The 12311-nt window shown below is 40.8% G+C and carries 9 protein-coding genes; 2 read left to right on the forward strand and 7 right to left on the reverse strand.

Annotated elements, in window-relative coordinates:
* Positions 1 to 279 (forward strand): hypothetical protein (locus H5202_RS11720; protein ID WP_220493859.1); only part of this gene is annotated, 279 nt, incomplete at its 5' end.
* 602 nt (positions 280 to 881) lie between these two features.
* Here H5202_RS11720 and H5202_RS11725 read toward each other — a convergent pair.
* From H5202_RS11725 to H5202_RS11740, 4 genes are all read right to left on the reverse strand, one after another.
* Positions 882 to 1379, reverse strand: a complete 498-nt coding sequence (locus H5202_RS11725) for a hypothetical protein (RefSeq protein WP_182772235.1) — start codon at positions 1377 to 1379, stop codon at positions 882 to 884.
* Between the two features lie 336 nt (positions 1380 to 1715).
* Positions 1716 to 1877, reverse strand: a complete 162-nt coding sequence (locus H5202_RS24790) for a hypothetical protein (protein ID WP_443019397.1) — start codon at positions 1875 to 1877, stop codon at positions 1716 to 1718.
* Between the two features lie 440 nt (positions 1878 to 2317).
* Positions 2318 to 3784, reverse strand: coding sequence for an ankyrin repeat domain-containing protein (locus H5202_RS11735; protein ID WP_182772236.1), 1467 nt, complete (start codon positions 3782 to 3784; stop codon positions 2318 to 2320).
* 117 nt (positions 3785 to 3901) lie between these two features.
* Complete coding sequence (locus H5202_RS11740) at positions 3902 to 5983, reverse strand: hypothetical protein (RefSeq protein ID WP_182772237.1); 2082 nt, start codon at positions 5981 to 5983, stop codon at positions 3902 to 3904.
* Positions 5984 to 7140: 1157 nt separating this feature from the next.
* On the opposite strand from H5202_RS11740, the gene H5202_RS11745 reads away from it, so the two are divergent.
* Positions 7141 to 7797, forward strand: coding sequence for a glutathione S-transferase (locus H5202_RS11745; RefSeq protein WP_182772238.1), 657 nt, complete (start codon positions 7141 to 7143; stop codon positions 7795 to 7797).
* 121 nt (positions 7798 to 7918) lie between these two features.
* On the opposite strand, the gene H5202_RS11750 is transcribed toward H5202_RS11745, so the two are convergent.
* From H5202_RS11750 to H5202_RS11760, 3 genes are all read right to left on the reverse strand, one after another.
* A complete protein-coding gene (locus H5202_RS11750) occupies positions 7919 to 8677 on the reverse strand; it encodes an ATP-binding protein (RefSeq protein WP_182772239.1) in 759 nt (252 codons plus the stop codon).
* A 372-nt stretch (positions 8678 to 9049) separates the two neighbouring features.
* A complete protein-coding gene (locus H5202_RS11755; protein ID WP_259397294.1) occupies positions 9050 to 9934 on the reverse strand; it encodes a DMT family transporter in 885 nt (294 codons plus the stop codon).
* A gap of 338 nt (positions 9935 to 10272) precedes the next feature.
* Positions 10273 to 11979: an AMP-binding protein gene (locus H5202_RS11760; RefSeq protein WP_182772240.1), complete on the reverse strand. Its 1707-nt coding sequence runs from the start codon at positions 11977 to 11979 to the stop codon at positions 10273 to 10275.
* Positions 11980 to 12311: the final 332 nt, after the last annotated feature.

The following is a 12311-nucleotide window of genomic DNA, read 5'->3' on the forward strand; positions in this document are numbered from 1 at the left end:
AAAACCATGCTTCCAGGTACATTAAATATGATCACAAATAACGAAGCTAGCATGGAACTCACAACACCCAGTTTCTTCCGTTTAATGAAAATGATAACAAGTGCAAAAGCAACCAACAATATACAAGCAGCCACTAAAAAAATGGATGCTGAAAGCCCGAGATACCAGATGATACTTCCTTGCTCAGTGGCCGGAGAAAATATTACTGCAACCAATAAAACCCAGAAGACAATAATTAGCCATTTCCATATAGGGGCAATTAATAGGTTTTTATTATAATTTGATTGATAAAACATTGCCTAAACTCTACTGATGCTTAACAGCGTATTAGCTAGAATTTCGATAAACATCTTGAGAAGTCAACCAAAACCCAGCATCTATACCACTTTAATTATTAATAATTTTAGTAACTTATCAGCTTAAATCTCGCGAATCAATCACTCTTTAGTCTGGATGAAGCGAGAATGTAGATAACCGAAAATGATATGGCTCGTTATGTAAATGATTTTTAACAAAAGCACATTAATTCAATAGGCTAGAGTCATTATCAATCTAAAGCCGAGAGTATTTAACTAGGTTGCTAAACTCATTCAGCCACTCAGATCGACTAGATCTATTTGAGTGTTCAAAAAGTTGGTATATAGAAAGATCGAACAAACTCCCAAAATGAATGCCTAACAAATCAGTATTTAAACATCACTTTCATAGACTTAACAAAACTAAAACGGGGTATTAACGCGAATAGAGTTTACATAGTCCATAAAACAACAACACAACCCTCTAAATTTCTCATATGTATTGAAGCACTGCGCTTCTCTACCCCTGCAGTACACCGAGCCAGAAGAACCCATAAAATACTTGTTAATTTTTATAGCCGTAGGTCATTTGTCATTCATAATTATTAACGTTGATAATGAATTATGCTGGTTCCAGATTTGAGGTTGAAGTTCGCTGTGCTTATCCATTATCTCTTTCCAAAGGTCATAATTTTTGTCGTCACCCTCATCCAAAATAACTGGCTCATAAGATGATGATTTATCTAATTGATATTCGAGCCAGAAATTTAAGAATGAAGCAGAGTCAGGTATAGATTTATTAATAATCTCAATGAGAAATAGGCCTCTTAGCCACAAGCCTCGGTCTACATTGATAAAATGTGACACTTCAGCAAACATTACAACGTTACATATTTCGCCACCCTTTGAGCCTTTTAACATCGAATAAGATAAGTTTGAAAAAGCTATTTCTCGCTCCATCATGATTTCAGATAATGAGTTAACATAGCCGGTTAAAATCGGTACTCTCCATACTTTATAAGCACGATAAGCAATTCCCAAAGTGGCAATAGTAACAACTAAAGAAATGAACCCAAGCCACAAAGAAGTATCAAACTCGACTCCTTGACCAAGAATGACTCCTATAAAAAGTAAACAACATGATACAAAAAAATAAAATTTTCGATTAAATTCAATCCATTTATATTAATTATACTGACTTTATCACATCAATTAATTAAAGAAATCTCTGCCCTTCTCAACCAATACACATAAGACTTATTGCTATCGAATCCCATCAATGCCCACTGCGCTTTGCAGATGTAGTGCGATCTAATGGCCCGTATGCATTGCGGTTAACCGCTCAATCATCTGGTCGAACTGTCTTACTTCTAGTGGGGGCGTTACCTCGACTACTGCCGAACTACCTTAAACAATCACCTAGCCTAACTTGTAGCACTGGCTTCGGCCTGCGAACCCTTGGCCAAATTCTTGATGAGCCCAATAATTACCCCAACGTGTTAACCCATGAAGCAACGCATTCATGTTCAGCGTCACTTGTTGATGCTGCAGTTGCTGCTGCTGCACATTAATCTTCGTCATGATTCTTCGTCATTAATCTTCATCATTATTCTTGACCACTACTCTTCATCATTATTCTTGACCACAAATAACCGCCCTTATTTCATCAATCCCTAACTTAAACACCTGGGCGTATATTGCCGAAACATCATCAAACGGCACTCTAACATCACCCTGTTCCCAACGATGATTAATTTCAAGCTCAAAATCTGGGTCACTTTTATGGTAACTATTTGGGGGTTAGACTATGACAACCCTGTGATTACGAGCTTCAGAGCTAGCTTTCATGGCTCTGCCATGGGGGCGGAAATTGGAATCCTCTCATAACACAGGAGGATACCGACCAAATCTAAAATAAAAAAGCCTGCATGCATAAAATGCTTACAGGCTTTTTTGTTTTTAAAAACAAATGTTAATTTGATTAATCCGGTCAAACACCAAACTCGACTTTCTTTTCAATCTCAACATCCATCGGCGTTATATTTAGCTCCCTTTGTGCATAATAACGCTACAACGTTTGCATGCCCTTGCTGCTTGGCGCGCATTAAAACGGTTCGGCCTTTATTATCGCGTAAATTGACATCTGCACCTTGGGCTAATAACAACTGCATGATGCCGATGTGTTGCTTGTCGGCAGCGTAGAACAATGGCGTAAAATGCTTATTATCATATCGATTGACCTCAGCACCATGGGAGAGGAGTGTTTGCACTATCTTGGGCTGAGCTTGCTCTGCCGCGGCCATTAATGGTGAGAAATTATCACTGTTTGTGCCATTAACATCAGCTTTGTTATCTAATAAAAGCCTAATAGATTCAATATCGTTATGCTCAATGGCCAATAATAGTGGCGTCATCTTACTTTCAGCACTTTGTACCTCAGTTTCAGCGCCATGTGAAAGCAATAAACTGACCATTGCCACATTGCTAGTGGCAACCGCATATAACAAAGGAGAAGTACCGCCATTATCTTTGATATTAATATCCGCGCCATAGTTGAGTAGTAACGAGACTATATTTAGGTGCGATCGATTTGCCGCCCAGTTAAGTGCTGTATGGCCTGTTCTATCTTTTAAATCCACGCTAGCACCTTGTTTAAGCAGTGTATTAACCACGTTTTCATGGCCACTCAATGCCGCTAGCATTAATGCTGTTCGCCCTATTCTGTCTTTTGCTCTGGCATCTGGGCTTGCTCCTTGCTTGAGCAATGCTTTTACCGCTGGCTCGTCGCCAAATGCGGCTGCATGAAGTATTCCTTTGCGCTGCTGGTTAATAATCGCACGTGTGTTGACCTTATTTGCTGATGCATCAACCGATGGTGCATTACTCTGTGCATCGCTATTTTGTTCGGTTGGTTTAGCCTGTACTGGAGACGTATCATCTGGAGAAATATCTGCTGGAGTAGTCTCTATTGATTCAGCCGGAAAGCGTGGCGGATTTTGATATTGTTGATGTTGTGGGTAAGCCGAGTCTCCCTCGCCGCGGTAGCCAGGAAAACCTACATCTGCACCACTTTTGCGCTGGTTATCTATTATTGATGGCTCTTTTGATTGACTCTCTGGATTGTTGATTATGGGTTGAGCATCAGATACAACCTCCTTCCCACCACGGTAATTGGGATCACCTTTGCCAAGCTTGGGCATATTTTTTTGGTAATCGTGACCCATTGCCGGTTTTTTCGCACTTTGTTTAGGCGCTGGCGGGGTTACTGCAGGGTTTGCTATAACTGGCGTTACTGGCGCGGTCGAGGTTGCTACTGGAGTTGTTATTGATGGCGTGATAGCTGGCGTGACTCGCTCCGGCGTGGTTGCAGTAGCCGGTGGAATGGTAGTCGCGGGTTGAGTTGGATCGCTGTTTTCTTCAGCGAATACTGCTGTTATCGCCGATGATAAAATAATAGCAGTGACAAAGATGACTCGTATGATGCGCATTTGCTATTCCTATCTTCTAAGTCCGTAAAGACCGTTAATAACAATATCAATTAGGTTAAGTTAAAAGGAGAGAAACAAAAGTTCTCCCCCTTTGATTCACCTGCTAATCCATAATTATCATCTACGGATTTTTGTTGTTGCGGTGGCAGTATCGTTATCGCTATTAAGATCGCCTTCTGCAGTCACCGTCGCAGTCCAGCTAACAGCGGACGTTCTGATGATGTTGGCAGTCCAACTCGCATTTAATGAAACTGTATCTCCTTCAGCCAAGTCGCTGAAAGGCATTGGTGGCAGATCAATAATCACACCTTGGTTAGTGACTCCAGTGATGGTTACCTCACCACTGACACTACTAGGCTTAAGATTGCTCACATCGACAACCATTGCAACAGTTTGATTAAAGGACACTGCAGCTGATGCTGCAAAAGCAGTCAGTGCGACATCGACATCAGTATTCACTACAGGAACTTCACCTTCATATTCGATAATGAGCTGCGCGTTATATAAGGCTGTTGATTTACTATCACCCTTAATGTAAACCGCAAGGTCAAAATCTGACGTCATCGGTAAACCATTACTAGTAACCGGTGCTTCTCCCTCCTCAGTGACAATAGTGACATACTCATTTGCAGTCACATCTACCCAACCTTTACTGCTTGACAGCGGAGAGGTCTCACCCTCTGCCCAGTCAAGTAAGTTGATCACTGTGGTCGTTGGCGTACCTACCTCATACTTAATATTTTCTTTGGCAAAAGGCGGCGCGCTACATTCAATTAACGGGATCTCCAGCCCAGGCAAGTCTTGACCAAACTTATTAGGTTTAAGTCTCCAACGGGGGCCTGAAACAAGCTCACCGAGTGACGCATTGGGCAATGCACTACCGACGAAATCCTGAATTGCAGGATCCGGATTGGCATCATAAGACCATTCAAATGGGTCGCGATTAATGGTGGTATAGTAAGCATTAGAATAGCCACCAACGAGATCCGATGAGAAAGCATAAGGATGCTCTGCTCGGTCTTCACCTGGTGTAGCCAAAGGATCCAATGCTTGAGGCGTATTCTTTAATATTGTACCTGCACCGATAAAGGATGGATCGAAAGCGCCATCTTCAGTATCGATTAGGTCGCTGTCGCCTTCATAACAAGGGACAGTACTTTTCCATACGGCTGTATCACCATCACCTTCTATTCTATAAGAAGGCTTACGCCCTGTTGCAGCTTCGTTTTCCAAATCTTCTGGACGAAGTTGGTCATTAGGATTGTTGGTGATCCAATGATTAACCACAAGCTCTGCTCGAGTTACGACAAAGTTTTCGGTTGATGTTTTCCATTCTTCAGGGAGTGCCAACTGAGCGTACATGCGGATATCGTTCGGCCGTTTATGTATTCCCCCCCAACCATAGAGTGGCTTACCATCATCTTTAAGCTGTACTGAATAATCACTGCTTAAAGCGATGTTATCGAGCATGTTGGTTTTGTCGTTAGGAAACATTTGGCACCCTGCTGGATTACCCTCTGTTTCACATGGTACAGCTGTAGTTAAACGATGATCTGGCTGTCCACCGACTAAAATTTGGACATTATCATCTAGTGGCGCACCAGCACAGTCAAAAGACAAACTACCGTCTGGGGTTGATATAGTTGCTTGTGTACCATCTGGGCTGGCAAAAAAGTATGGGATGGTCTCATAACAACTAAGCGCATGTTCCATAACGGTATAATGTTCTGTTTCACATTTTACCGAGGTGCCGCCGAGCCCTTGACACCATGTTCCCAAAGGTGGTTTTACCTTGTATTTTTCGGTGGCAGCATTGGCAACTTGAATACCAACCACCTCTCCGCCGTCTTCAATATTACCAACGAATCCTTCTAGGTAATCGCCATTACGCGCCTTAGGTTGCGCGCCAAGAAAATCAACCACGTAAAAACCAAACTCACTATCAACCGGATATAACATCACCCCTGACTTGTCGAGGATTGCTGGATTGTCAGCAGGACAAGGCACTTCTCCACCGATGTCACATATTATCGATTTATCTTCTGCGAAGGTCACACCATTTAGCCCACCCAGAACATCATTAACTGAAAAAACGTGCACTGGCGATTCATAAGCCACTGCACTACCTATTGAGGCCAGCAATGCTAAAGATATAGCAAGGGCAATCGGCCTTTTATTAAAGTATTTAACAAATAACATAACAACCTCCTGTAATTATTGTTGGGGTTAAACTAGTTAGGCATAATGACCTCCTGGTTTTATATTTTTCGCAACCACGTTAGCTATTTAAAAATAACTGCGCGCACTACAAATTTAATTAGCCAATGTCATCATCCGATGACAAATTACGACGAAGTAAGTATTAAGTAGTACGTAATTTTTCGGCCACACAATGTTATATCTCACTATTAGTGCACTCCAGATATTTACTTGTACTCTCGATTTAAATCATAGAAAAACTATTAATTAATTCAAGAGGCAAAATTCCATAAAAGTAGTGTGTAAAGCATTTTTTTCTAGGGAAATTCTTTAACATCAACATATTAAAATAATACGGGGTCAGATCAATAAAAAGTCATATTTTTAGCTATTACGTTCAATACGTTAACTACGTAACCCTTTCGAATGACGACTGAAATAAAAATGAATAAACCAGCCAAAACCGACTATTTTTGCTAGTAACATAGAAATACATTAGGCGATGAGGCTCAGGGGCTAAAATAAGGTTTCTGGTACTACTAAAAGGTTATATTGAAGATAAAACAGGGGATTTATAATGAATAAGTCATACTAAGTAATTATATTTATTTATAACCAATAATAACTATTACCTATAAAGAGGTACGATTTTTAACAGTGGAATTTAATAAGAAAATCGACATAAAATTATAATATGCAAATACCAAAATCAAGTACTGAAATCATCATCCCTTACTATTATAAACAATAAGAAATAGTGAAAAAAGCCACCGTAAATAGTTAACTTAATTAAAATTTATGAGAGTGACTCCCTATATAAAAGAAAATACAATCAATACTTATCACCAAAGTTACCCAGTAAAATCAAACCAAGCAGCAAACGGTTAACCATGGCTGCGCGGACAAGAATCTATGTTTTCCACAGCGAGAATGCCCTCCTGATTAAATCAAACCTCTGCATTAAGCCTTCACCGATGGTATTGTGCATTCAAATTATCTAGCATTCAATCTAGCCATAATGAACTTCAAACGATAGATTTGACACTTCAAAAAAGACTATTACAATGAATATTCAAAGGGTTATGTGTTAGTGACAAAATGAAGCCGAGATTATTTTGCGACCTGTGTTAACTGACTGAGAGATAATAAACAACATCATGGAATTACCTGTACTTTATTCATTGAGAAATTGCCCTTACGCAATGCGCGCTCGGCTGGCCATTTACGCATCTAAGCAGCAAGTAAACTTGCGCGACTTAGTGTTAAGTAACAAACCTGCAGAAATGCTTGCGGTGTCGCCCAAAGGTACAGTGCCCGTTTTAGTCACCACAGATAATGAGGTCATCGATGAAAGTTTGTCCATCATGCTATGGGCTTTTTCACAAATAGACCCTGACGATTATCTAAATAAAGCAACGCCTAACGCATTAACTGAAATGTTGGCTGTTATTGCGATATTTGATAATGAGTTCAAGGGACATTTAGAGAAATATCGCTGCTCTAAACGCTACCATGAACCGTCGCTTATGGAAGATAGACAACAATGTGAACGTTATCTTGCGGATCTAGAATTAAGGCTTTGCCAGCACTCATATTTAATGTCTGACCAACCAAGTTTGACAGATTTAGCATTAATGCCGTTTATTCGTCAGTTTGCCCGGGTAGAGCGACAATGGTATTTACAATCCCCCTACCCCAAATTGCGACAATGGCTCAATCATTATTTACAGAGCCGAATGTTCAGCAAGGTGATGGTACAAAATCCAATGTGGTTAGACTCACAACAGGAGGTTGTTTTTGGGGCTAATGTATAAGGCTGGCTTGATAAGCCAGTCATAAAAACTCGTGGCGAGACAACATAAAAATGTACGCTTCAAAATGCGGTCTCGGAATGTTCTAAGATAAGAATGATCTAAGGTAAAAATCGATAGCCTATCAATCTTGTGCATCGCAGAGTAAGTTGGCGTAACGTTCCATCGGAATACTCATTTGCGCTTGTAACGCTTTGCCTTTCGCCAGTAGGTCTTGTCTTTTTATCGCAGGAATATCGTTTTTGAATGCTAGCACGATGGTATTGCCGCTTTCGACGTCAAAACTGAGTAGTCGACTTTCAAATTCGAGCGCGAGTAATTCATCTAACTCTTGGCGTAATTCAGCTGACGTATGCCAGATATTGAGCACCAAAACCCCTTGTTGATTGAGTGCATTTTTACAATCGTGTAAGTAGGATGATTGTACTTGTTTCGGCTCCATACCTTGTGAATTGTATAAATCTGAAAAGATAATATCGCTTTTTATGTCGGTATTTTTTATGTAATTCACCGCATCGTCTATATGAATAACAAGACGTTCAGTATCAGGTAAGTAAAAATATTCTTTTGCAGCCTTCGCGACTGCTTCACGGTATTCAACCGCGTGCACCTTCAAATCGACGAAACTATTGAGCAATATTTTAGCCATTGAACCAGCACCCAGCCCCATGATGGTGGCCGTTTTTACTGCGGGAATAAAGAGTAAACCGGCCATCATAGCTTGGGTATAACCTAGATGTAATCCATTAATATCATTGAGTTTAATGCAACTTTGATAAATTTCTCCATCAAAGCTTAGAATGCGACTGTTTCTTGTTTGATAAACATAAATGGGGCCGTGCTCATCTTCTGTAGATGAAATGCAGGTTCCTTTAATATCCATGGTATTTTTGATACCTCTTAAATAAGGGTATGTAGCGGGTAAGGCAGTATAACGGAAAATAAGCTCAGGTCTTTGTTATTGATTTTTATAACTTAATAAATGAAAATATTTATTAAGTAGCCAGTTTTATTTGCTACCGTTGCCACGCAACAAAGTATGACATTTCACGCTACAGAGCATGAGTATTAGATCAAAAATCTCCGATTTACAAAAATGAACCTTGCACCGTTAATTTAACGTTAGCCGCTTTTTATCCATCATCAAGCTTATGCGAAACATCTTATCTATCGTTAATGTCTAACCTAGTACTCTCTAACCTTGCAGTGTTTAACCTTGTTGTACCTTACCGCTGAGTCAATCTACCCACTCAACTCATGCGCGACTCTTTATCAAACTTGCTGAGACTGTTTTACGCGTTTGAATTAAAGTATATCCGCCACTTAATACCACCAACAGGCTTCCAAGAAGGGTCGCTAAATCTGGTGACTCTCCAAATATAAATATCCCCAAACCTAAGGCAAATAATAAACGCGTATAACGAAAAGGAGAAATAACTGATACATCGCCAGCGCGCATTGCAATTGTGAGGGCATTGTACGCCATCACCCCAAACACAATTGCACCGATAATTTGAACTGCGGCGGTAGAACTAAGTTGTAATGGCTCGTGTTGGTATAACTGTATTGCAATGCCTGCCGGAATTAACACAAAAAAACCATACACTCCAAGCTGCATATTAGACAGCACCGGAGGAGCCGCACGAGTTGCTAAATCGCGGCCAGCAAAACCTAAGGTTGCCACTACCGCAAATAAAGAGGTTGCTTCAAAGCCATCAAGGCCGGGGCGAATGATCATCAACACACCACAAAAACCAACCAATACGGCAATCCAGCGTTTAAATCCAACTTGTTCACCAAACAATAAGGCTGCACCTATCATTGCGATCAATGGTGTGGCTTGCAAAATGGCCGAGGCACTCGATAACGGCGTTAACGTGATGGCTAATGCAAAGCAGAATCGACCCACTACTTCGCACACCGCACGTATAAGTATTGGCGTAGATATAAGCGCTGGATGTAAAATTGTTTGACCTTTACGCCAAGTCAGCAGCATAAAAACCAACATTCCCCCCAATCCAAATAACGTTAAAATCAGACCAATAGAAGTAGTTTCGGCTGCCGACTTTATCAACATGTCTTCAATAGAAAATGCCGCCATCGCGGCAACCATAAAAAGACTACCTTTAGTATTATTCAAAATAACTCCAACAATGGGTCGATTGTATCCAGCTGAAAAAGCGGAAAAGCTGACGTACTCAGCCGATAAAAATATAAGCTGGCAATGGTATCACTCACCATATGCTATCGAGAAAACATCATTTGTTTACAACTGTGTTTAACTGAAATTTAAACCAGAACTCAAACTAGAAGCGTTGGCCTAAAATAAGGCCGTTTTAATTACACCAATGCTTATGACTCAGCGGTTTAATGCGTTACTGGTCAGTGTAGTCTCTATGTCATTTTCAAATAGTTGCCCCAATATTAAAGCCCAATGCGATGACTCAACACTGGGCTTTAATACTTTAACGCAAAATATCAGTTTATCGCGTCATGTAACTCTTGATACATCAACTCACGCATCTTAAATTTTTGAATTTTTCCCGTTACTGTCATTGGGTATTGGTCAACAAACTTGATGTAGCGCGGCACTTTAAAATAGGCAAATTTTTCGGTTAAAAAGTGGCGAATATCGTCTTCGGTGATATCGGCATTAGCGCGGACTTTAATCCATGCGCATACCTCCTCTCCGTATTTGTCACTTTGTACTCCAAACACGGCGGCATCCTGCACGTCTTTGTGGCTGTAAAGTTTTTCTTCAATTTCACGCGGATATATATTCTCACCGCCGCGGATAATCATGTCTTTTATACGGCCAACAATTTGCACATAGCCTAATTCATCCATTTGGCCAATATCGCCCGAATGTAACCAGCCTGCGCTGTCGATGGTTGCAGCTGTTTTGACTGCATCATTCCAATAACTTTGCATGATGCAGTAACCTCGGCTGCACACTTCTCCGGGCAGACCAATAGCAACCACGTCGCCAAACTCATTGATGATTTTCACTTCAGTATGCGGCAATGCTCGACCCACGGTGAGCACTTGTTTTTCGATTGGGGAGTCAATTTCAGTGATGTGATTTAACGGGCTACACTCGGTTTGTCCGTAACCAATTAGTACTTCTTTCATGTACATTAACTCTTGTACTCGGCGCATAACTTCTTCGGGGCATGTGGCGCCCGCCATAATGCCTGTGCGCAATGAGCTAAGATCAAACTGGTTAAATTGTGGATGTTCTAACTCGGCAATAAACATAGTCGGTACGCCATGTAACGCTGTGCAGCGTTCATTTTCTATTACTTGTAACGTGGTGAGTGGGTCAAAAGACTCCCCAGGATATACCGCCGCCGATGCATGAATAATACTCGATAAACTGCCTAATACCATACCAAAACAATGGTACAAAGGGACTGGAATGCATAACTTGTCGGCTTGAGTGAAGCCCATAGCATCTGCGACTAAATAAGCGTTATTTAAAATATTATGATGCGATAACGTCGCGCCTTTGGGGCTGCCTGTGGTACCTGATGTAAATTGAATATTAATCGAATCATGAGTATCGAGAGAGTCAGCAATGGTGGCCAACACATGTTGAGCTTCGTCGTTAACCTCCAGCAGCAAATCATTAAAATTGAGCATACCGGGAGTACGGTCGGTGCCCATTCGAATAACAAACTCAAGCTGAGGCAGTGCGAGTGTGGTGAGTTTACCTGCTGTGCTGGTGCTTAACTCTGGCAGCAACTCATTTAACATTTGTAAGTAATCACTAGACTTAAATTTATCTGCGCAAATGACTGCTCGGCATCCCACATTACTCAAGGAGTATTCTAGCTCTTCAGGGCGATAAGCCGGATTAATACACACCATAATGGCGCCAATTTTAGCCGTAGCAAATTGGGTTAAACACCACTCAATATTGTTAGGAGACCAAATTCCGACTCGATCCCCAGGTTGAATACCTAGCGCTAATAAACCAGTGGCAAGCGCATCAACTTTTGCTTGATATTCTCGGTAATTCCAACGGATTTGTTGATGATGAACGACTACCGCAAGATTGTCTGGGTAAGCATTGGCAATATCATCAAAATATTGACCAATGGTTTTATCGGTAAGCGTCGTTGAGGTGACACCATGATATTCACTTTGGGTAAGCGGTAGTTGTGCTTGATGTTGTTTGACCATTAAAGCCTCCTTGCATGTGATTAGTCATGCTCAAGCTAACCAATTATCGGCCTGACTCACAAGTAAAAAAGCACTGCATTAGACTAAAGATGCATGGTGAATAATGTTTACAACAAAGGCTAACATTAACAGTAAAGCATTCATTTTTATCAGTAACGGTTTGATGATGATGTCTAAACAACCTTATTAAAACGACTTTGCTAACATCCCCTAAAAAACAATAAACAAAAGTGAACGACGAACTGGAGTGATAACCGGAGCGATAATTGAAACGATAGACGAAATCGAAAAATTAATCATAGCCCAAACTAAAATACCTAAACACCTAAACA

Origin of the sequence: Shewanella sp. SG41-4 (genome assembly GCF_014164505.1) — a bacterium.
In the GTDB taxonomy this organism is placed as follows: domain Bacteria; phylum Pseudomonadota; class Gammaproteobacteria; order Enterobacterales; family Shewanellaceae; genus Shewanella.

Coding starts and splice junctions, on each gene's coding strand:
- H5202_RS11735 (WP_182772236.1), bottom strand. CDS start 3,784: ATGCGCATCATACGAGTCATCTTTGTCACTGCTATTATTTTATCATCG.
- H5202_RS11745 (WP_182772238.1), top strand. CDS start 7,141: ATGGAATTACCTGTACTTTATTCATTGAGAAATTGCCCTTACGCAATG.
- H5202_RS11750 (WP_182772239.1), bottom strand. CDS start 8,677: ATGGATATTAAAGGAACCTGCATTTCATCTACAGAAGATGAGCACGGC.
- H5202_RS11740 (WP_182772237.1), bottom strand. CDS start 5,983: ATGTTATTTGTTAAATACTTTAATAAAAGGCCGATTGCCCTTGCTATA.
- H5202_RS11760 (WP_182772240.1), bottom strand. CDS start 11,979: ATGGTCAAACAACATCAAGCACAACTACCGCTTACCCAAAGTGAATAT.
- H5202_RS24790 (WP_443019397.1), bottom strand. CDS start 1,877: ATGACGAAGATTAATGTGCAGCAGCAGCAACTGCAGCATCAACAAGTG.